The organism is Silvimonas soli, from assembly GCF_030035605.1.
Classification (GTDB): domain Bacteria; phylum Pseudomonadota; class Gammaproteobacteria; order Burkholderiales; family Chitinibacteraceae; genus Silvimonas; species Silvimonas soli.
The window spans coordinates 352,881-373,007 of sequence record NZ_CP106736.1; the positions used below are offsets into that span (position 1 = coordinate 352,881).

General features: G+C 56.9%; 21 protein-coding genes. 6 read left to right on the forward strand and 15 right to left on the reverse strand.

What is annotated here, in order from left to right; all coding sequences use genetic code 11:
* Positions 1-23: 23 nt before the first annotated feature.
* The 5 genes from N7220_RS01535 (at position 24) to N7220_RS01555 (ending at position 4,236) form a co-directional block, all read left to right on the forward strand.
* Positions 24-314, forward strand: coding sequence for a hypothetical protein (locus N7220_RS01535; RefSeq protein WP_283149711.1), 291 nt, complete (start codon positions 24-26; stop codon positions 312-314).
* A 49-nt stretch (positions 315-363) separates the two neighbouring features.
* Positions 364-1,026 carry an SOS response-associated peptidase gene (locus tag N7220_RS01540; protein WP_283149712.1) on the forward strand — a complete coding sequence of 221 codons (663 nt, stop codon included), beginning with the start codon at positions 364-366 and terminating at the stop codon, positions 1,024-1,026.
* Positions 1,027-1,066: 40 nt separating this feature from the next.
* Positions 1,067-3,343 carry a KAP family P-loop NTPase fold protein gene (locus tag N7220_RS01545; protein WP_283149713.1) on the forward strand — a complete coding sequence of 759 codons (2,277 nt, stop codon included), beginning with the start codon at positions 1,067-1,069 and terminating at the stop codon, positions 3,341-3,343.
* 165 nt (positions 3,344-3,508) lie between these two features.
* Positions 3,509-3,694, forward strand: a complete 186-nt coding sequence (locus N7220_RS01550; protein WP_283149714.1) for a type II toxin-antitoxin system HicA family toxin — start codon at positions 3,509-3,511, stop codon at positions 3,692-3,694.
* Between the two features lie 122 nt (positions 3,695-3,816).
* Positions 3,817-4,236: a type II toxin-antitoxin system HicB family antitoxin gene (locus tag N7220_RS01555; protein ID WP_283149715.1), complete on the forward strand. Its 420-nt coding sequence runs from the start codon at positions 3,817-3,819 to the stop codon at positions 4,234-4,236.
* A gap of 141 nt (positions 4,237-4,377) precedes the next feature.
* Here N7220_RS01555 and N7220_RS01560 read toward each other — a convergent pair whose 3' ends face one another.
* Both N7220_RS01560 and N7220_RS20735 read right to left on the reverse strand, forming a co-directional pair.
* On the reverse strand, positions 4,378-5,178 hold the full coding sequence (locus tag N7220_RS01560) for a DNA adenine methylase (protein ID WP_283149716.1): 801 nt from the start codon (positions 5,176-5,178) through the stop codon (positions 4,378-4,380).
* Positions 5,179-5,182: 4 nt separating this feature from the next.
* On the reverse strand, positions 5,183-5,335 hold the full coding sequence (locus tag N7220_RS20735; protein WP_390901543.1) for a Com family DNA-binding transcriptional regulator: 153 nt from the start codon (positions 5,333-5,335) through the stop codon (positions 5,183-5,185).
* Between the two features lie 245 nt (positions 5,336-5,580).
* On the opposite strand from N7220_RS20735, the gene N7220_RS01565 reads away from it, so the two are divergent.
* Positions 5,581-6,099 carry a hypothetical protein gene (locus N7220_RS01565; protein ID WP_283149717.1) on the forward strand — a complete coding sequence of 173 codons (519 nt, stop codon included), beginning with the start codon at positions 5,581-5,583 and terminating at the stop codon, positions 6,097-6,099.
* Between the two features lie 89 nt (positions 6,100-6,188).
* On the opposite strand, the gene N7220_RS01570 is transcribed toward N7220_RS01565, so the two are convergent.
* From N7220_RS01570 to N7220_RS01630, 13 genes are all read right to left on the reverse strand, one after another.
* On the reverse strand, positions 6,189-6,677 hold the full coding sequence (locus N7220_RS01570) for a M23 family metallopeptidase (RefSeq protein ID WP_283149718.1): 489 nt from the start codon (positions 6,675-6,677) through the stop codon (positions 6,189-6,191).
* 60 nt (positions 6,678-6,737) lie between these two features.
* A complete protein-coding gene (locus N7220_RS01575; RefSeq protein ID WP_283149719.1) occupies positions 6,738-7,031 on the reverse strand; it encodes a hypothetical protein in 294 nt (97 codons plus the stop codon).
* Positions 7,028-7,366, reverse strand: coding sequence for a hypothetical protein (locus tag N7220_RS01580; protein ID WP_283149720.1), 339 nt, complete (start codon positions 7,364-7,366; stop codon positions 7,028-7,030). Before N7220_RS01580 ends, N7220_RS01575 begins: the two co-directional genes overlap by 4 nt.
* A 62-nt stretch (positions 7,367-7,428) precedes the next feature.
* The gene (locus tag N7220_RS01585) at positions 7,429-10,737 is read right to left on the reverse strand and encodes a TipJ family phage tail tip protein (protein ID WP_283149721.1); all 3,309 of its coding nucleotides are present in this window, start codon (positions 10,735-10,737) and stop codon (positions 7,429-7,431) included.
* Between the two features lie 93 nt (positions 10,738-10,830).
* The gene (locus N7220_RS01590; RefSeq protein WP_283149722.1) at positions 10,831-11,256 is read right to left on the reverse strand and encodes a hypothetical protein; all 426 of its coding nucleotides are present in this window, start codon (positions 11,254-11,256) and stop codon (positions 10,831-10,833) included.
* A gap of 63 nt (positions 11,257-11,319) precedes the next feature.
* Positions 11,320-11,907, reverse strand: a complete 588-nt coding sequence (locus tag N7220_RS01595; protein WP_283149723.1) for a tail assembly protein — start codon at positions 11,905-11,907, stop codon at positions 11,320-11,322.
* Positions 11,907-12,671: a C40 family peptidase gene (locus N7220_RS01600; RefSeq protein ID WP_283149724.1), complete on the reverse strand. Its 765-nt coding sequence runs from the start codon at positions 12,669-12,671 to the stop codon at positions 11,907-11,909. Before N7220_RS01600 ends, N7220_RS01595 begins: the two co-directional genes overlap by 1 nt.
* 2 nt (positions 12,672-12,673) lie before the next feature.
* Positions 12,674-13,408, reverse strand: a complete 735-nt coding sequence (locus tag N7220_RS01605) for a phage minor tail protein L (protein ID WP_283149725.1) — start codon at positions 13,406-13,408, stop codon at positions 12,674-12,676.
* Between the two features lie 3 nt (positions 13,409-13,411).
* Positions 13,412-13,777, reverse strand: a complete 366-nt coding sequence (locus tag N7220_RS01610; protein ID WP_283149726.1) for a hypothetical protein — start codon at positions 13,775-13,777, stop codon at positions 13,412-13,414.
* A 78-nt stretch (positions 13,778-13,855) separates the two neighbouring features.
* Positions 13,856-14,482, reverse strand: coding sequence for a DUF4376 domain-containing protein (locus N7220_RS01615; protein ID WP_283149727.1), 627 nt, complete (start codon positions 14,480-14,482; stop codon positions 13,856-13,858).
* A 9-nt stretch (positions 14,483-14,491) separates the two neighbouring features.
* Positions 14,492-16,090, reverse strand: coding sequence for a hypothetical protein (locus tag N7220_RS01620; RefSeq protein WP_283149728.1), 1,599 nt, complete (start codon positions 16,088-16,090; stop codon positions 14,492-14,494).
* Positions 16,090-16,482 carry a phage tail protein gene (locus N7220_RS01625; RefSeq protein WP_283149729.1) on the reverse strand — a complete coding sequence of 131 codons (393 nt, stop codon included), beginning with the start codon at positions 16,480-16,482 and terminating at the stop codon, positions 16,090-16,092. Before N7220_RS01625 ends, N7220_RS01620 begins: the two co-directional genes overlap by 1 nt.
* A 10-nt stretch (positions 16,483-16,492) precedes the next feature.
* Positions 16,493-20,110 (reverse strand): phage tail tape measure protein, encoded by a 3,618-nt coding sequence (locus tag N7220_RS01630; RefSeq protein WP_283149730.1) that lies wholly within the window; start codon positions 20,108-20,110, stop codon positions 16,493-16,495.
* Positions 20,111-20,127 lie beyond the last annotated feature (17 nt).

A 20,127-nucleotide genomic window follows, 5' to 3' on the forward strand; every position in this document is an offset into this window, starting at 1 on the left:
TCTCATACGTTTGGGGATAGATTATGAATATCGATTCGCTGAATTTGCGCCCTACTGCAGAAAAATTGATCTTCCTGGCTGGGCGCATCGATATGTGCGAGGCCATTGTCCGCTGGATCGATGCGGGTTCGTTCGGTTCGCTGGAAGAAGTGCGTGATGTGATCGCCCACACGGCGGAGAACTATGAGGCTGGGCGGATGCGGGTGGTTCAGGGAGTGGAGTTCCTTCGGCTGGATGATCTGGGTACCGACGCAGCCGCTGCGCTGGCCAGCATCAGTAACGCCTTTGCCAATGTCGACCTGGATCAAAACTGACAGCAAACCGGCTATGCTAGTGACATTGTCCGATGTGGATCGATAAGCGATGTGCACTCAATACGATACGATAAGTGAGCGTGACGTTCTGGCCCTGTTTGGCGTCGGTTTTACGATGCCACCGCCAAACATTGAAAACACAGCCTATTCGGACTACTGGTCACCCATCATCGTGAATCGCGGTGACGGTCGGCAAGTGCTTTTCGCATCGTACGGGATGATCCCCAAGGCACGGCAACCACCGGGCAAGAAATACCTTACCTTGAATGCCCGCGCAGAAACCATCGGCATAAAGCCCAGCTACAAAAGCGCATGGCAGCGTTGTCAGCTGTGCCTGGTCCCCATGCGGTGTTACTACGAATTTTGCTATGAAACCGGCAAGCCGGTGCGGTGGCGCATTGGCGTGATCGACCGCAAGCCATTTGCCGTGGCCGGGTTGATGCGTGCCTGGCGCGACGATAACGGCATGGAGTCTTATTCATTCACGCAAATCACCGTAAATGCTGATGGCCACGCGATCCTCGGGCGCATGCATGAGCCGCAAGATGAAAAGCGCGGCTTGGTGATCATTAGGCCGGAAGATTATGAGGCGTGGCTTACGTGCCGCGACCCCGAGATTGCGCGGACATTCTTGAAGCTTTACCCGGCAGAAGATATGTATGCGGAGCCGGGGCCGAAGGCACCACGTGGACAAAAGACCGACAATAAGTGACCATTTCACTCGAACTAATCAGCCGAAGACAAAAATAGCCATGACGACAAACGCACCAGCTGCAGCCTCCAATCCCGAAAATTCGCACAATGCCCCGATCACGAAAAAAGAGCAGGATTGGTATGAGCGCTGGAGTTTGGCTACTTCAATATCAAAAATGGTCGAATACTCTCCGCCAGAATGGGCGACGCGAATTGGCGTCTACGGCCCTTGGGGGTCTGGTAAAACGTCCTTACTCAACCTTGTAATAGAACAACAGAAAGCCAAAAAAAATATAATCATTCAATTCACACCATGGAGCGCCAAAACAGACGGCGAAATGTGGCGATCCCTTGCAAAGGCAACAATAGATGGATTGAAGCAGTCAGGAATGAATGTAGGGTGTTGGACACAGATTAAATACTGGGCAAGACTTTACTTCAAGCCAATATCACTTGTCGTAAAAATATTTGGCGAAGCTGCCCAACTAACCGGTCACGCCCCTGGCGCAAAATTCATAACCAGAAATTTAATGAAGTTTTGCGCGAAGATTGGTATTTTCTCGTCCGCGAATACCGTTAAAATCCCGAAAACCGATAAGCGAGTCATTGTCGTTGTCGATGACCTCGATAGAACTGCACCGGAGCTACTCCCGGGACTCTTGTTGAGTTTGCGTGAATTGTTAGATATGCCAGGGTTTTCTTTTTTGCTCGCTTTCGACAAAGATGTTGTATCAGCGGCACTACACAACCACAATCCGGCATGGAAGGCTAAGGACAATGATTTTCTTGAAAAGATAATCGATTTCCAAGTGTATTTTTCCAATCCAACCAAAGATCAAGTTCTAAATCACGCGATATATTTATTCAGCACTCTTTGTCCGCTAGTTCCCGCTGAAACCGTAAAGGCGTACGCCAACGTTCTTCCGACCAATCCTAGGCGATTAAAATTGCTTGTAAGAACCATTTCAAGCATGAGCGGTGAAATCAGAAGACATAAAAGTGGTGAGCTTAATTTTGACATAATTGTTTTATTTTCAATTATTCAGATTGAAGCCCCTTCGCTTGCCGCCCTAATTCAATCGGAGAAAAAATTCGAGTCCAACGGCTTGGAACAGGATTGGTTTAGATGGGCTCGCCTTGAGCCAAAGAAGACAGACGAGTTCGTAAAAGAGCTAATGGCCAAATTGGTCAAATTAAATCCTCAACTTGCGAGCACAGAAGCCAAAGTTTCCGCACTAGCGCCCCTATGGATGAATATTGAGAATCGCATAAATTCGTCGATGATCGCTTATCTTATTTCCTTTTTTTACAACCCGCCAAACATTACATGGGGAGAATTCGAGGATTTCATTACAGCTTGGAGATCAGATAAGGATTATAAGAAAATCGAGACATTTATCTTGGCTCGAATTGACTCAACCGATCGAACTAAAGAACAGGTCGAAATCGAATTCGCCAAAACAATTGGCACTTACTACGCTAATATTTTGGAGAAAGCAGCCGACGAACCTGATCGCAACGAACATACCAATATTATCCAAGAAGCTATGGATGCCTTGGTTTTGTTAGAGCAATCTTTCTTTTGTTCCGACAAGTGCTGCGAAGTGAATGAAGAGGTCACGAGGGAGACATGGCTGCAACTAAAAGGCTGCGCAGCGAGATGGTGTCATTTTCGAGCCAATGAAAAAGAAAAAGAATTAAGGGAAAAGGAAGTTTCTTGCCTAATTAAATTTAGTAAGTTCGTGGACTCCGCCTGCGCAATTTACCTATCGGTGGCGTTTGGTAACTTTGCATCTTACGATCAAAACGAAAGCCAAATAGCTAAAACGATATTTACCCCAATCATTGATTCGATAGAGCAAAGAGTTATCGATGAGCTTTTAAAGAAAATATCGACCCCTTACGAGATGACTCGTTTAGCTGAAAATAGAGGCCGTGAAAACGAAATGCGTCCCCTATTTCAATCGACTGCAAGCCCGTTATTTTTTGACAAATACAAGGGTCAATTATTAGATCAGATTCATGCAATGAAAAACCACGAGTACGCACACCTAGACTGCGACAGTTTTTTGCATATGCTAACTTCGCCTATGGAGTATGGGGGCGCTTACTGTGGCCCGAACAACTTGCGCGAATTTGTCAATAGGCACGCTGAACTTGTCATTCTTCTCTGGAATACATCTATTAGCCGTGCGAGGCAATTTCGTTTTCTCAGCGCGTTACGCGAAAAGCGAAGTTCCCTAATTGGCCTTGGCTTGGCTCCAAATCTTCTGAATGAGCCAGAGTGGCTTGTTGTTCCCCCTGAGGCAACTGGCCCAGCCATAGTAGAAGCCTAGAATTGCATTCTGGTCCTCAAGTGACGCCGCGCTGCGAACGCCGAAGGTCGGTAAATTGCAAGTTCGTCCATTTTGACGAGGCGCAACATAATTGTTGTGTTTACTTCTTGCAAAACACAACATATATGTTGCATACTCTCTTCACACGAACAAACGAGGAGAGCTATGAAATACAGCGAGTTCCGCAAGTGGCTCAAGCAGCAAGGCGCAACGTTTGAAAAGCACCGAGCAGGCAGCAGTCACTACCGGGTTACTCTGAATGGCAAAACAACGATCTTCCCGGATCACGGTTCAAAAGAAATAGGTACGGGACTGGTTCAAGCCATCAAGAAACAACTCGGGGTCAAGTGAAAGGGAGGCAGCCACTGGCTGCTTCCCTCCCCGGAACCTGCTCAGATATAGCTCTCTTCAGAAAACCGCTACCACTGGCTGGTTTTCAGCATCACCATACGAAACACGACGAGGCGAGAACAATGCTCACATACCCCGTATCGCTGACACGCGATGATAACGACACCTTCCTGGTGACGTTCCCGGATATCCCGGAGGCCATCACCGTGGGTGATGATGAACCGCAGGCGCTGGCCAGCGCGCTCGAAGCACTGGAAGCGGCGCTGGATATCTACTTTGATGAAAAACGCCAGATCCCCATGCCATCGAAAATCGGCAGGGATCACCGCACGGTCACCCTGCCCGTTCTGGTCACCGCGAAAGTCTTTTTGGCAAACGAGATGCTGCGCCAAGGCGTCAAGAAAAGTGAACTGGCCCGGCGTATGGATATCCACATGCCTCAGGTGGACCGCCTGTTAGACCTCAAACATTCGTCAAAGATTGAGTTGGTTGAAGTCGCATTGCAGAAATTGGGCAAGCGTCTGGATATCACCGTGAATTGACCGCCAGCAAGGTATGCACCTGAACGGGTGATTACCTTGGCTGTGCGACCACAGTTGCGTGGTTGCTCATACGTCTAACTTCAAAACTGAGCGCCGATCCGAAAGGGTCGGCGTCTTTTTTTCCAGCCGAAGACCTCCCCCTCAAGAAAATAGTCCATGGCTCGCGGTCGGCTCAAAATTGGCGATAACCAATTCCCCCGCCGCCGGACGCACGTCTTTGTCCCGCGCATTGCCGATGCTGTAGCGAATGTCCGCTTCACACAGCCACAGGCCATGGAATACCTCACGGATCTCCGGATGGTCGTTGATGCTGACGATCACCTTGCCCTGGCAGCGGCGCATGAAATCCGCCATGTATTCATATTCGGCAAAGCTCCAGTCAAAGCCGTACCCCTCCGTTTCCCAGTACGGCGGATCGAGATAAAACAGCGTGTGCGGCCTGTCGTAGCGTTCAACGATATCGCGCCAGGGTAGGTTTTCGATATTTACCCCTGAAAGCTGCAGGTGCGCTTGACTCAGGTTCTCCTCGATGCGCAGCAAATTGATCATTGGTGCCGTGGTGGCTGTGCCGTAGGACTGACCATCGACCTTGCCGCCAAAGGCGTGTTGCTGCAGATAAAAGAAACGAGCTGCACGTTGGATATCGGTCAGGGTTTCAGGGCGGGTTTCCTGCACCCAGCCAAATACCTGCCGAGACGACAGTGCCCATTTGAATTGCCGGACGAATTCTTCAAGGTGCCATTGCACCACACGGTACAGGTTCACCAGCTCGCCGTTAATGTCGTTGATGACTTCGCACTTGGCTCGTATTGGGCGCATGAAGAACAGCGCCGCACCCCCGGCGAAGGCTTCGACATAGCAGTCGTGCGGCGGGAAAAGCGGAATGATTTTGTCAGCCAGACGCCGTTTGCCGCCCAGCCAGGGAATGATGGGTTTTGCCATCGCATTACTCCTGAATCTGGCGCTCGCGGCGCTCGGGTTGGGGACTCACGGTCCTCAGAACATTCATGGCCCGGCAGCGCGGGCACTTGATTTCAATCTGGGTATAAATGCCACGGCAGAGCAGTTTGCCGCAGGAAGCACATCGGACTTCTTGCATGAGTAAGCCTGGTTTGTGTAGGCTTTGGCCCGCCTCTAGCTAGGTGGCAGATGGCCTCGGCCCGGCTCACTGGTTCTGTCAGTGTGTTGGGTGACCGGTGCAGGTGTTAGCGCACTCGCACCGGTCGCTGTCTCTCAAGGGTCAGGGAAAAAAGACATATCAGTTCAAGGGTGTCGGTTCGGTCTAGCAATTGCCTCGACGTCCAGACTGACCCGTCTGACCATATAATCCAGGAACGCCAATAGATGACGGGAAAATACAGCCCAGAAACGCTTTTGCCGCCGTTGAGGCACTTTATCGCTGCACGAAATGAATCTATCGCTGCAGGCTTTACCGACAACGGCGGGGCAATCCATTCCGTAGAGCGCATTCTCGACACACTTGCTCGCCGCGTGAAATATCCCTACCTAGGTCACATCAATAGCTTTAAAAAACATCCGGGCGCCGAGCGTAGCGTCGGCGCACACGAGGCCATACAGCGTGGTGAGAACGTGTTCATTGAGCATGTCCTGCCGCAGCGAGCGTTTGCACTAACCGTCATTGAGCGCGTAACCGCAGGTGCCACGGACGAAGATTTGCTTCGGTATATTTCCGAAAACTACCGCTTGGTACTGCTGGACGCGCAGGAGACGAAAGCACTGAACCGCAAAAATCGGTCGCGCATTGAGGTAGATCGCTTAACTAGCGCAGGGATCGTCATCTATGAATCCAACACAAAAGATGTCCCCCTTTTATTGCAGCCAACTGCGTTGCTGACCAACTAAAGGCACATGCCGGTTCCCTCAGTGCTTGCAGGGGATTAGACCGGCTGATCGTCTTGCATATAATCCGCAGCCAAAACAGTTGCCGCTTTTCAAGCGCCGCGAAGGTCTGGTCTGCACATTGGGCAAATCCCAAACACTTGCAACGGGCTAATCCGCCCTGCCAAGCCCAAGCCCGGTAGCGCTTGTGTCCGAATCTCGAAGTGCAGATGCTGGTCCGGGCCAGTCATCCCTGCCGCATTGCCGCTGCAGCCTGACAGGCCAATCTGATCACCCAAGTGAACCGCCCTTCCCCGGTCCCGGTCGATGCGCGAGAGGTGGGCATAGGCGGAGTAGATGCCCGTTCCTGGGTGCTCGATCACGATCAGCAAACCGAAGTCGCCCCGATTACCCGCGAAGACCACAGTGCCATCAGCGACGGCGTAAACCGGTGTGCCGGTAGGAGCGAAGAAATCCCAGCCTTGATGCGCGCGTGGGCCGTTGGCGTCATGGCGCACCATGCCGAAGGTGTTGGCGTTCAGACCGCGCCGAATGATGTTGCTATCCAGCGGCCAGTCAAATACGGTGTTTTTGTAGTTCATGAATCCTCCAAAAAGCAAAAGCCAGCACTGGGCTGGCTTTGATCGGGTACTGGGTGTTTGTCAGATCGGGGGCGACGCGGGCGGCGGGCTGGCGTTTTCCGGCAGATGCAGGCGCACGTAAACCACCCACGTCGCGGCGATGGCCAGCGAGATGTTGAGCAGCATTTCCACTACGGGTGGCGATTTGTAGTTGTACGCCGGACCCAGTGCCACAAGTGCGGCGCAAAGACCGATCCAGCTGCAAAGTAACTTTACCAGCACGCCTTCGTGCCGATAGCGCGGTGACATGGCGCGCCACATTGCCGCCAGGCAAATCACCATGCAGGCGATAGAGTTGATCCAGGAATAAATCACTTTTCATCCTCCTTTGTGCTGATACCCAGTTTGGAAAACAGCGCTGTTCTGAACAGGTCAAACCAGTCGGAATTGGCGATCAGGCGCCACAATGCAGTGGTCACGGTCATGCCGAAGGCGCCAATCATGAAAGCGAAGGCGCGTTCGTCGTTGTCTTCATGGGCGAGCCGCATAATCATGGGCGTGAGGTAATAGCTGGCACAGAAGCCGCCAGCAAACGCCCCTGCCCGTTCCGGCCATTCGGTCATGCCTTTGCGGTTAAGCCATACGCCCAGGGCCGACCCAGCGGCACCAGCCAGCACCATGCCCGCCAGCTGGCGAATGTTGTTATCCACGCGGAACCCTCCATAAAAAAAACCCGCGAATGCGGGGCTGCCGATTTTGACTGTAGAAGTGGTCAGGACCGATAGAGCACCCAAGAGAAGCCGCGACCCGTGCCGTAAAACTGCTTGTCAAATGTGAGCGTTACCACAATGCACACGCGGTAAACCGAGGCGCCAGCCACGTTTCGGCGCAGTACAACACTGGCCTCAATCTGGAATTGCGCCATTTGCGGATCGGGCGTAGTGACCACCGCGAAATACGGCATCACGGTTTCCGGGCTATTCGTATCGATATCCACTCCAGTGTCGATTCTGAACACGACGCTACCGCCGCCAGATGGAATGCTGAACCCTTGGACAGAGTTGCCACTTGCAGCTGCAACGGCACCACCCAGTCGGCCCCGCGCCATGTAGCCCGATCCATCCGGTTTGAACCAGAACCCTGGCGCCCAGAGCGCGTAATCGTTCGGCCCCGCGTTCAGATTCATGCCAATCGACCAGTCCGCGTTATGAATCACCCCCGCCGTGATATCGCCAAGGTTTGAGGTAATCGCCGACAGCGAGCCCGCATCAATCTTGTTCGCCGATATCCTCCCGATCACCGCGTCATTGATAATGGTCTGGCCACCCTGCACAACAAAGGCCGGTGTAACGCCATTGTTGTAGTCGTTGATCACCGCAAATCGACTTGCCATGACCAGAACCTGACTGGTAACCACCCCCGCATTGTTCTCGATGCCCAGGCCCAGGCCGCCAAAGTAGTATTGGCCGTTGGCGGTCATTCCCACTTTGACTGACCATTGCGCCGCGACGTCGCTGGCCAGCTGGTCCACCTTCACAGTGGCACCCGCGCCGCTGTCGATCTTGTCCAGCATCGACTTGGCCAGTTGCGTTTCCCCGATCTGGCCACCGAGGTACGCCAGAATTTCGGTCGCGTCGCTACTGCTACGCCCATGTACGCCTTGCCCGTCGGGGTACCACGCCCCTATATTCCCCGACTTGTCGATCAGCCTTGCCCAATACCAGAAGTCCACTGCTGCAGCCAAACCCATCTGCGTATAGGTGTTCTGCGGGTAAGCCAGGTCGGCCAGCTTGATGGCGTTGGCCCGGTCGTTGCTGGTGCTGTACCAGATTTCAGTCCGCTCCACGTCCAGCGGGCCACTCGGAAAACCCCAGTCCAGCCTGATGGCCATGGGCAGCGCGGTGGGTTTCAACATGGTCACGACGGGTGGTGGCGTGGTTTTGCCCTGCAGCTGTGTTTCCATGGAGTACGCCGGTACCGAGGCGACTTCCAATGGGTTGATCGCCCGCACCCGCGCCACATAGGCACCCGCGTAAATACCCTGGATATCCACACCCAGCCCGCCCGTGCGCCCTGCTGTGACCCAGTCGCCATTATCCCTGCGCCATTCCACCACGTAGGCGATAGCACCTTGAGCGGCATCCCAGGCGATATTCAGTGATGTCAACGCAATGCCCTGGTTGATCATGCTGAACGTGGTCAGGCGCACGTTGGCGGGCGGTGGCTGGACGCTTGGCGGAATCACGGTGATCGGTCGTACATCGATCCGCGTACCGTAATCCACCGCGCCAAACTTGCCCGGCTCGTGCTGGGTGCCTGTGATATCAAAGATCAGGCCGTCTTTGTCCCGCATTTTGACGTTCATCACACGGAACAATTGCGGCGCCAGTTCAGCGCTGTCCAGCAACCAGACGGACTCGGGGATGGGCGGTGTTGAAAACGCAGTTTTCACCGTCACCGTGTCACCGTCCACGCTCAACACCTCGCGCGATTCAATGACGGCGGTCGGCAATACCACCGACAGCAGATCACCTGCACGCACCACCGGTGCCTTGTCCAGTGTGATGGCCTTGCCTGCTACCGCCCTGATACGGCCACCATTGCGGCGCCCGGCGCGATGCGGGTCGGCAATGGCCACGATCTGGCCCGGCAGGCAGATGGCGCCGTCCAGCCCCACAGAAAACGACACAGTGCCAGTTTCCAGCCGACTGCTGATCAAAGCCCATTGCCCAGCGCGCTGCGCCTGGCTTTGGCTGGTACAGCCAAACGCGGTGATGTCCGCCTTGTTGATGCCGTATCGGGCGATACCCTCCGGGTCTTCCACGTATTCGACTTTCTGGCGCCCCATATCAGACTGATCGCACCAGCTGACCATGGCCGTGGTGTAACGCGTACTGAGCGGGCTCCCCGCGTAGGTAAACTTGCCGTCGATAATATTGGCCGGGGTATACAGATACGCGGTGTCGGCCGGCGCATCCGCTGCCACCACCACCTGGCCCGACGCCCAGTAAGACACGCCCCGGAAAATGCTGGCCAGGTCTTGCAGCACCTTGTAGGCCTGTTCCTGTGTTTGCAGGTACACGTTGCAGGCAAAGCGCGGTTCAGTACCGCCCTTGCCATCGGGCACCAGTTCATCGCAATACTGTGCAATACGATACAGCTGGAATTTGTCGATCTGGGTCGCGTTGATGCGGTCACCCAGACCGTAACGCTGGTGCAATACCAGGTCGTAGTAAATCCACGCGGGGTTATCAGTCCACGCAATTTTGAAATTGCCTTTCCAGATACCCACGTACGTACGGGTGCGCGGGTCGTAGTTGTCCGGCACTCTGATCAGGCGCAGATAGCAGTCGTAAGCACGCGTCGGGATGCTGGAAAACTGGCTGGCATCGATCTGTATACCGACCACCGCCGAGTTCGGGTAACGCAACTTGGCATCGATGACTTCGGTTAGCGATTCTATGGTCACGCGATCGGCAATGGTTGCGCTGTTCTTGTTGGGCGTGATCCGGTGTACCCGCAACTGCCAGCCAGTTTTGGCTTTGGGCAAATCAATGCGGTGGCTGCGGGTGTAGGTGGTCGTGGTCTTGCCATCGAAAGCGCCCCTGAACACGTTCTGAAACGCGGCACCGTCGGTGGATAGGTCTATCGCATACTCGATCCGGTAACCAGTGATATTGCCGTTGGACGTATTGGTCTGCTGCAATTGCGGCACGGTCAGGCGCAGACGTAATGCCGACAGCGTCGGACGGTTTACCAAACGCGACCAGTCCTGATCTGACTTCAGTTCAACACCGAGCGCGTATTCGCTTTCCACAGCAGGAAAGCCCGCGATATAGCCCTGGTCCTGGGTACCGACACGCGTATCCACTTTGACGTTTTGAAAGTTGTAGCTGCCGTCCGAATTCTGCAACGGTGTGCCGTCGAGGATGATGCTGCGCCCGCCATCGACCAGCCCGCCGATTTCGCCCTCAGACAACAGGTCCAGCACCCGCGCATACGAAATGCTGCGCAGGCTGTCGCGGGCTTCTGTTGGCGTAGAGCCGCCACCACCACCTTTCTTGTATCCGATCAGTTCCATGGGTCCACGCATAAAAAAACCCGCACGGGGCGGGATTGGCAAATAAAAAGGCCCGCATATGCGGGCCGGGGAATGGAGACTTCAGTCGGGTACTCAGAGCGTCGAAGGCTGCACAACCGGCCCGCTTTCGGCATCAGGAATACTGATCCGATAGGCTCTCGTTTCGTGGGCGTTGATATGGGTTTCAACTTCACGGCGCGAACCGCCAGCGCCGCACATGCCATTGCCCTCCGCCACCGCCGCAAACACCAGGCGGCCCGGCTGGAGGTGGAAAGTGGCGACCTCCTTCTGGGCCAGCGCTGCAACGCGCACGCCGTTGATATAGAGTGAAATATAACAACCACCGTTCACAAACCCGGCATCGCGCGACACCACGGCTGTAGCGGTCGCATCAGCAGTCACCGACTGAGACCCGAACAGACGATCTTGTGGCGCGGATGTCTGCTGCGATGCGGGTACCGGCGTGGTGGCACAACCGGCCAGCATCAAGAGTGCAGCCAAAGCGGTCAGGTATTTCATGCCCCCCCCTTTACGTATGACCGGCTACCCTACCGCTTACTCGCAGCCCGCTTTTTGACGCAATCAGGCCATATCCTCTGAGAAGATCCCGGCACTAATCACCGCGCTACCGATGATCATGCGGCCGTAGCCCAGCGGTACCGGGTTGCCCTGCGCCGACGTGTTCACCGGGCCGTTAAAGTTGTAGCTGGCCTTGTTGTCGGGCCGGTCACTGGTCCCGAGCCCGGCTGGTTGTGGCGAGAGCATCTGGATCACCCCGCCCAATGCCAACATGGCGCCCATTTTCATCATGGGTATGCCGATCGCACCAAACCCGAAATACGTCAACACAGCCCCTACAATCACCAAGACAGCCCCGACGATGACTTGTAGAATGCCGCCGCGCTTGTTGCCGGTCAGGACAGGTGCGATACGGATTTCATCGGCGCCCAGCGGGTCGTGCAGGTTTTCCACCGCAACGTTGCGCTTGCCGTGGAATATGGCATAGACCACGCCACGGTCCCGTGCAGTCATCAGTTCGCGTTCAAAGCCGGGCAGCATCGCGCACATGGCACGCACGGCGCCTGCGGTGTTGGACACCACAAACTCATGCACGCGCCCGAACTTGGCACCCAGCGCGCCGTACAGGCGAATGGTTCGCAGCTTTTCCATTACATCAGCTCCCGGTGGCGCAGCACGGCGCGGGTGATTTCTGCCCAGTAGCCGCCGTACACCACGCGCTCGGACAACCGGCCATACAGGTGATGCAGCATGATGCTGCGACCGATACCGGGCACATCGCCAAGGTAGATACCGCCATGGTTGGCGTTGTCGGGCGAGCGGTACTGCATCAGGATCACGTCGCCTGGCTGCACCGCATCGATGCCACCCGGTACAACCGTAAAACCCGCCTCGCCAAACTGACGCATATAGAGGTCTTCGCCGCGCTCCCACCAGCCATCGGTGCGGGGGAAATCCGGCAAGGTGATGCCTTTTTCTTGCGCATACCAGTCGCGAATCAACGCGTAGCAATCCAGTACGCCGTGATGAAACTCGCGCCCGATCAGGGGCGCTTTATAGCCCACGGGTTTGATGGTCTGCAGATCGGCAACCACCGGCTGGTCATCCGGGCCGGGCATCACTGAGACGATATGCCACGGCAGGCCACTACCCTCACACGTCACCCGATCGGCCTCGCTGGCCACAGCGGTGTGATTGGGATGCGAGTGAACCACGGCAAGCACCTTGCCCTGATCTTCTGCTGCTGCGTATTGTTCGGCAGAGATCCGAAACTGCTCGGCACCGTCGCCCGACGCCGAGTTGTTGCACGGCAAGTACACCTGGCGGCGTCCCATGGCCAGCACCAACCCGCAGGCTTCGCGCGGATACTGCTGCAATGCATGGGCATTGATATCGGCCAGCACTTTTTTTTGCATGATCAAACCCTCGTCAAGTCGGCACCGGGGAAACTCCCGAACGGCAATTCCTCGTTCTCGCCCCACCGCTTCTTGCAGCTGCACAACAAACCCCTGCAGCGGTCCAGCGCAGGGTCACTGACCGGGTTGTCCTGGCGGTCAAAATAGAGCGCGCCGGTATAACCGCAATCCGGCCCACGGTAGCCACTGCCACCGATGCCCAGCCAACTGCACACGTTGGCCATGATCTGGCGGCGTGGCAGGCGCACGTTGTCAAAGTCCAGTGGTGATACCAGCAGGAATTCCACGTTGTCCGGGTTTTCGGCGTTCTTCTGCTCGATCTTCCACAGTTCAGGCGGAAACTCTTCAGTCGCATCCGCCGATGGGTTGCCTTCCTGAAAATTGCAGTCATCCAGGTACTGGGCCAGCGTGCAGCGAAAAATCACATCCGCGCCGATCAGGTCATCCAGTGCAATACACATAGCGGAAACAATGCCCGCGATCGGTTCACCGTCTGACCCCATGCCAATGTTGCCGACGGTCAGCCGGGGGCGCGGTGCGGTGCCTTGCGCGCTGCGCTCGATCCCTTCGATCTGCACCGCCCATGCGGTGTATTCGTTGTCCTGCCACCAGATGGAGCCCGACTGCGGGTAGGGATGAAACCGTAGTAGATCGCCACCAATTCGTGTGGCGTCAAGTTCATAGAGTCGCACCTTGCCGCCCGGCTCCAGCCGCTGCATGTCCGCAAGAATGGGCATAGCTCAGTCCTCTATGGCAGGCACACTGGCCGCACCCTGCTGCAGCGCACTGATTTGAGTGGCCTGCTGGTCAATAATGCCCTGCCGGGTAATAGCGTTTTGTTGTTCAGTGGCCAGTTGCGCTTTGAGGTCCAGCACTTGGGCAACAAGACCCGCGTTGACGGCACCCAGTACACCCTCAAGCTCCAGCCCCTCCTGCATCGCGATGGCGATAGGCACAGAGCGCTGGGCAGTACGCGACAGTACCTGACCGGTTTCATCGTCATAGGTCAGGCTTTCGTGCATGGCGTCCCCGGCAGTCAATGCACCGCTAAATGCATCCAGGGCCAGATAGACACCGGACAATCCGGTTTTTTTAACGATATTCATCGTTGTGTGTCCTCATTGAAGGCAATAAAAAAGCGGCCCATGGCCGCATTCGTTTTGCTCGATTACCGGATAAAACGACTAGCTCCACCCGGGTGTGAATTTATTGAGTTGGGCACGAGTCATGGACGCAATGGCAGCAGCCATCGCCAGCCGCCGTTGATAGATGCCGGTGCCCCGGCCCACGCAATCCGCCCACAGTGACTGGAGATCCGGCAGGGTCATCGGAACGACGGCGCCGGATGCATCTACCCACATTCCGCCTGGCACCATGCCCGCCAGCAAGGCGTCGCGGATATCCTGCAATGCGGCGGGTGTGGTCAGCCAGGTGCTCCCGCCATGGTCGATACCCGCCATGCGTTCGCTCGCTTCCCAGTCGGGCAATTGCGCCAACGCGGCGGCGCGCAGTTCATCCATGCTGGGCGGTGGTGGTTTCAGACTGGTGCCATCAGGCAAAGGCCCAAGCTCGGCAATCGCTTGCTGACTACCATCGGCCAGCCAGCACGCCTGGTTACGATAGTCTGCGACCAGTTGCCAACTGGTGCCATCAAACACAGCGGCTTGCTGCTCGCCGGTTTCAGGTGGAGCAATGTTGGTGCTGTTGGCGGCGGGCAGATAGGTGCCCGGCTCTTTCCAGTTTTCTTGCAACTGGACGGCACCAAGGTATTCGCCGGTTTCCGGGCGAAAGCGATACGCGATGTTATTCATGAATTGTCCTTAGTCTGACCAGATGCACGGGGTCATGACGATGGTGCGCGGATAGGTTTCAGTGCCGTTGCGAACCATATTCCATAACGCTGTCGAGGTCGGGTTTCCGGCATAGAGCGCACCTTGCAAGGTGGCGTTGGTGACCACCCCGCCCGGTACGCCAGCCGACGTGCTACCGGCGCCGCCATAATCCGTGACCACCTGTTTTGTGTTGCCGCCAAGCGTGCCTGGCGCCACCACGCTGTGGTAATGGGTCTGGAATTGATCGTCGTATTTCTTGCCAATGGAAAACGCGCCACTGCCACCGGTATCGCCCCGGATGTATGCGCCGTCTGAGAAGTCCGGCAACACAAAATCATTTGCAGAGTTGTAGCCCCACGGGAATAACCGCACGGCAAACACGCCGGATGCTGTGGCTGCGTTATTGAATGTCATGCTGGGCAGCTCGTCGTTCACGCCGGTCAGGATCGTGCCAGCAGGCAACGCCGAACTTTCCACACGAAAACCGCTGTTTCCGAACTGATTATTAAACGTCTGGATATCACCCTGCATATCGCCTTCCATGCTGCCTGCGACCAGTCTGACTTTCACGACCGGACAAACCACCTCCAGCAGCAACGGGCTGGCGGCACGGGAAACGATCGACCCGTCCATCACGTACGAAAACGGCGGTCGGGTACCCACCCATGCTGGCCAGAAAAACGTCGTACCCACCGGGCCACGGGTTGACAGACCGCCGCCAGCGGCCGCAGCGGCAGTCGTGAGTGCAGTGACTCGCCCCTTGCTATCGACCGTGATCACCGGTACCGCCGCCGACCCGCCATAAGACCCGGCTTCAACGCCAGAATCAGCCAAAGTCAACTTGGCAGATACGTCGGCACTGCCATCCAGATTGACAAACCAGTTACCGTCACCCGTGATGCTGATCTTGCGTGCGGTCGTTAACTTGTTTGCAGAAGTGACAACACCCGTCGCGGACACTGCATCGGTAATGCCGTAGCCAGCAAGGGTGGTTGGCTTTCCCTGAATGTTCGCCCACGGCAAGACCAATGACGTGGAACTCGCCATGGTGAGCCGTCCTTTGCTGTCCACCCGGAAATACGGAATGCTGTTCTGGCCTCCATAAATGCCAGGGGCAACGCCGGTATCAACCAGCGTCACCGCGACCTGGCTGGTGCCCTGCCCGGCAGCGTCACCGGTCAGGGTGATCGATTGCGCGATGTTTACACTTTGTGCGGCTGTGATCTGGCCCTTGTCGTTCACAGTGAACACCGGGATGGTGGTTGCCGATCCATACTGGGCGGCGACCACGCCCGTTTTAGCCAGCGTCAGCTTTGCCGTAACGTCCTGGCTGCCGTCAAAATTGACGGACCAGCTGGCGTCACCAGTCATGGCAATGCCGCGCGCAGTTTCAAGTTGCTTTGCCGTTATGGCGGTCTGAGCGGCGTTGGCCAACTGCTCGATCTGCGCTTTGAGATATTGGGTGCGATTGGCCAGTTGCTTGCCCTGGCGGTTGGAAACGCCACCGTCGCCACCGCGTACAAAATCCCGTGTCTCAAGCTGGTAAACGCCCTCTTCCCATTGCGCCTGCTCGGTAAGATTCGCCATCAATTGCTCCAATACTGGCGGGTGCCGTCGTACTGCGCCTCGCCGTTATAACGAAAGCCCGGCTTGAATGTTTGTTCCAGCGTCACTGTCAGTGTGTACAGGCCACCGCCCAGGCTTTTAAATTTCAATCCGGCAGCGGTATACAGCCCTGCCTGCTCACGACCCGGCGCGGTCCAGAAAAACGCGCGACCATCCGCATGGCTTTCGAGAAAATCCCGGATGGGGAATACTTCGTCGCTTTCGCCGGTGAACGACAGCGGCCACGAATCAGAAATGTTGTTCAGGCCATCTGCCACCCGCACCGCGTATCCGTCGCCAAACTGCGCTTTGAGTTGCGCAAACTTGGTTTCCCCTTCCGCGCCGATCTGCGGACTCCACACAAATGTGTCCATTGCTCCCCCATTAGCGGCGGTTTAAGTAAGACCAGATCAGGCCACCGTCCCGCAATTCGGTCTGGATCACATCGAACGCGGTCACCTTCATGCGGTCGGCAAACTGGCGCATGGTGCTGTCCGTATCGCCCGACTTCTGCTCGGTTTTTTCATCGCCGCGCCCGCTACCCTCACCTCCGCCAATCTGGAACGTCTGAGTGAGATTGATAGTTGTGGCGGATGCACGCGCCGGGATACCGGCCACAGCAGAATTTGCCCCGGCCATGGCCAGAACAGGCGAACGCGGCCCGGTATCGAGTGAAACCAGACCGCCACCGACACTACCCACCGGCCCACCGCTTGCGCGGCGAATCGGCTGATACTGGCGCTGATTAATTGCCGCCATGAATTCCGGCCCATAGTGCTGAACGGCCATGGTGCTGATCACATATTCGCCGTTGCTGGCGAGCATCGGCACCTTGTCTGCTGTACCGCCGCCCGCGCCAACCACCGGCCCACCATCAGCACGCCCGATCCAGTCGTATTGCCCGGCAGGCGCGGCCATACTCGATGCCGTGCTGTTGGCCGCGTCGTAGCCCAGACCCAGATTGGCGTTGAGGTCTGGGCCAGTATCCGAGCCAAAGCTGTCGCCCATCGCGCTCATGCCCATATTGAGCAGCGTCCCGAAGATGGAAGACATTTGTGCGCGCATCTGGATGCGGATCAGGTCTGAAATGATGCTTTCGGCCAGGCTCTTGAAATTGAGCTTGCCGGTGGTGGCAAAGGTCACCAGTGCATCTTCCATGCCGCTGAACGCGCGCCCGAACAATTCCTGCGTTTGCTGCGCTACATTGGCTGCGGATTCCTGGTAGTTGGCCAGCGCCCGTGTGGCGCCATTGGCCCAGCTGGATTCCATGTCCAGCCACTGGGCGTGGTATTCCCGTTCGCGCGCCAGTTGTGCCTGTTCGGCGGCGTCAATCTGCTGCAGCGCGTCGGTATACGCCTGGCTGTTGATCACGCCGCCGTCCAGATTCTTGGTCAGCTTTTCCCGGAATCGCTGATACGCGTCCGACGCGGTATTCAGTTGCTCCACAAACTTGCGGGCATCGTCGCCCATGCCGAAGGTTTCGGTTTCGCGGTTGTTGGTCTGGTCACGACCTTGGCTGTAATCGGCCATTTCCCGATTTACTTCCACGATGCGCGAGCGCAGCTTTTCTTCTTTTTCCAGCTGCTTGTTGATCTCTTTTTGCGCTTCCGTGCGGGTCACTTCCTGCCGCTCCAGCTGCGCCGCTGTTTGCAGGCGCTGGCGGATGGCATCCGCATCGCGGGCCAGACTCGGATCACGCCCTGCTTTCAGCTTGGACTCAAACTCGGCCAGTTCTTTTTCACTGGCCGTGAGCTTGTCGGTTGCGGCAGATTGCGCCGTCAGTGATGCAATGCGTTCGTCCAGCCGGTCTACATACCGGTCACCGGCAGGGGTTTTAGGACCATGCTGGGCCTTCTCCTTGTACTTCTCTTCCAGCCTGTGACTTTGCTCTTCGTAATCCGCTTTGCTGATCAAGCCCTTGGCCAGCGCGTCGTTGAGGACCGCTTGTTCTTCCTTCAGCTTTTCGCCTTTGGTCTTGAGGGTTTTGGTCAGGCCATCCAGTTGCATCTGCAAACGCTGGTTTGCCTGTTCAGCCGGGTCCGATGCCTTGCGTTGGGCGTCCACGCTTTTAAGCGCCGCTTCACCCTGCTTGATGATCTTGTCGGACTCCTCGATCCCCTTTTTGGCGTTCTGGATCACTACGTTGTTACCGGCCACCGCTGCATCCATCGCAGCAGGGTCCATGGATGCGGCCAGGCGCGATGCAAACCCGCCCTTGTCCATTTCCACGCCACGCGCTTTGGCCAGTGCCTCGTACTGGGCTTTCTGCTTGCGGGCGCTATCGATCTGCGCCTTGATCGTGGCTTCGTCACCCATGGCCAGCGCGTTGCGGATACGGGTGGCGGCCTGCTCGGATACCGCCGCCGCGTCACCGGCTGCAGCGGCCACGGCGGTCCAGTTCATGGCCAGCGCCGAGAGTGCAATGATCGTGATGCCAATCGGACCACCGAGTGCACTAAGGACGGCACCACCCGCAGACAATGCGGCGCCAGAGGTGGTGCTGGCCACAGCCAGGCTACGTTCTGCCACGGCGTGCGCTTCGGCAGAAATGGCGGCTTCGGCGTTGGCGCTGGCCAGCCGCGTGGCAGCGACAGCAGACGTGCTTTCCGCTGCACCGGCAACCTGCAGCGCGGCAGTCAACGCGGTTTCTGCCGCTGCCAGCCGCGCCACACTGCTGGCCGCGATGGTGTTCGCCGCCGTCGCTTCTGCAGTACCCGCTGCCAGTCGGGCCTGCAGCGCGGTGCGCTCCACCTCGGCGGCAGCAAGTAATCGTTCTTGCTGCGCGGCCATGACTTCGGCGCCTGCCTTTTCCAGCAAAGCCACGGCGGCGGACTGATCGGTACGGGCAGCGGTCAACGACGCGCCAGCGCGCGCCGTATCGGCGGACGCCAGTTGCAATGCACCGTCGGCTGCTGCAACACTGGCGGCGCGACTTTCCAGCATCGCGGTTGCGCTGGCCTGGATGGAACTCACCAGACGCCCACCCAATGCACCCGCTGTGGTCGCGGCCATCGCCGCCATGGCAATGCCTATGGTCTCCCCGTTGGCGTTGAGCGCCTTGAGCGCGGTCGCCGCTGTATTGGCACCGGCAGAAAGAGCGCCCATGAAATTCTGGCCAATGGAGACTTTGAGGTCTTCCAGATAGCGCTTGTTACTTTGCAGTTGCTTGCCCGCTTCGCCCATGGCGGCCTGGTAAGTGCCCGCGATGGTGGTCCCTGCATCCATCACCACATTAACGCGCGCCTGCAACTTGTCCTGTTCGGTCAATTGCTCTGTAGTCACCCCCAGTGACTTGGCCATCGCCTTGTAGGATTGCTCAAAGCTGACGTTAATACCGACGTTGCGCAGCACCTCCACGTTAGCCGACTGGATGCCATGTACCAGGCTGCCGAACGCTTCCGAGCTATTGAGATTGCCGATCACAGCCGCGTCTTGGGCGATACGCGCCAGTTGGCTGGCCTTGGACAAGTCCACGTGAGCCTGTACCAGCTTCGTGATATTCGAGCGGGACTCAATCGCAGAAATACCGGTAGCGCGTAACTGCTGCTCGATCTGGTAAAGCTGCGCACGGCTGTAACCGGCGTTCGCGCCAACCGCCATTTCTGCGGCGCCCAATGTGTTGTAGCGGGCGGCAAGTAACGCGGCTTCGTTGATGCTGCCGACGAGCGCACCGCCAGCCAGTACGCCCAGCGACAACTTGCCCAGCATGCCCGCACTGGACACCAGCTTGTCGATGGATGTGCTGACGTCGCCCACCGCACGTGCGGTTTGCTCGCTGGTTTGCCGCATTCCTGCAACAGCCCGATTGGCCTGCAGCATGGTGCGTTCGACGCCTCCGCCGTTCTGGCGTAACGCAGCAAGCGCACCATCAATACGCCCCAGCGATCGGGCGATGTTGGTACCAGTGCGGTCGGCCAGATAGTCCGACCGCGACAAGCCGGAATCAAATCCAGCTGTGTTCGCGGTCAGATCAACTGTGATATTGCCCAGTGCGCCACCCATGGCACCCCCGAATTAAA

Bases quoted from the DNA above. Each gene is read 5' to 3' on its own strand.
- N7220_RS01545 (WP_283149713.1), top strand. From the start codon at position 1,067: ATGACGACAAACGCACCAGCTGCAGCCTCCAATCCCGAAAATTCGCAC.
- N7220_RS01625 (WP_283149729.1), bottom strand. From the start codon at position 16,482: ATGGACACATTTGTGTGGAGTCCGCAGATCGGCGCGGAAGGGGAAACC.
- N7220_RS01610 (WP_283149726.1), bottom strand. From the start codon at position 13,777: ATGAATATCGTTAAAAAAACCGGATTGTCCGGTGTCTATCTGGCCCTG.
- N7220_RS01600 (WP_283149724.1), bottom strand. From the start codon at position 12,671: ATGCAAAAAAAAGTGCTGGCCGATATCAATGCCCATGCATTGCAGCAG.
- N7220_RS01565 (WP_283149717.1), top strand. From the start codon at position 5,581: ATGACGGGAAAATACAGCCCAGAAACGCTTTTGCCGCCGTTGAGGCAC.
- N7220_RS01570 (WP_283149718.1), bottom strand. From the start codon at position 6,677: ATGAACTACAAAAACACCGTATTTGACTGGCCGCTGGATAGCAACATC.
- N7220_RS20735 (WP_390901543.1), bottom strand. From the start codon at position 5,335: ATGCAAGAAGTCCGATGTGCTTCCTGCGGCAAACTGCTCTGCCGTGGC.
- N7220_RS01585 (WP_283149721.1), bottom strand. From the start codon at position 10,737: ATGGAACTGATCGGATACAAGAAAGGTGGTGGTGGCGGCTCTACGCCA.
- N7220_RS01620 (WP_283149728.1), bottom strand. From the start codon at position 16,090: ATGGCGAATCTTACCGAGCAGGCGCAATGGGAAGAGGGCGTTTACCAG.
- N7220_RS01560 (WP_283149716.1), bottom strand. From the start codon at position 5,178: ATGGCAAAACCCATCATTCCCTGGCTGGGCGGCAAACGGCGTCTGGCT.
- N7220_RS01540 (WP_283149712.1), top strand. From the start codon at position 364: ATGTGCACTCAATACGATACGATAAGTGAGCGTGACGTTCTGGCCCTG.
- N7220_RS01630 (WP_283149730.1), bottom strand. From the start codon at position 20,110: ATGGGTGGCGCACTGGGCAATATCACAGTTGATCTGACCGCGAACACA.
- N7220_RS01595 (WP_283149723.1), bottom strand. From the start codon at position 11,907: ATGGAAAAGCTGCGAACCATTCGCCTGTACGGCGCGCTGGGTGCCAAG.
- N7220_RS01555 (WP_283149715.1), top strand. From the start codon at position 3,817: ATGCTCACATACCCCGTATCGCTGACACGCGATGATAACGACACCTTC.
- N7220_RS01590 (WP_283149722.1), bottom strand. From the start codon at position 11,256: ATGAAATACCTGACCGCTTTGGCTGCACTCTTGATGCTGGCCGGTTGT.
- N7220_RS01535 (WP_283149711.1), top strand. From the start codon at position 24: ATGAATATCGATTCGCTGAATTTGCGCCCTACTGCAGAAAAATTGATC.
- N7220_RS01615 (WP_283149727.1), bottom strand. From the start codon at position 14,482: ATGAATAACATCGCGTATCGCTTTCGCCCGGAAACCGGCGAATACCTT.
- N7220_RS01550 (WP_283149714.1), top strand. From the start codon at position 3,509: ATGAAATACAGCGAGTTCCGCAAGTGGCTCAAGCAGCAAGGCGCAACG.
- N7220_RS01605 (WP_283149725.1), bottom strand. From the start codon at position 13,408: ATGCCCATTCTTGCGGACATGCAGCGGCTGGAGCCGGGCGGCAAGGTG.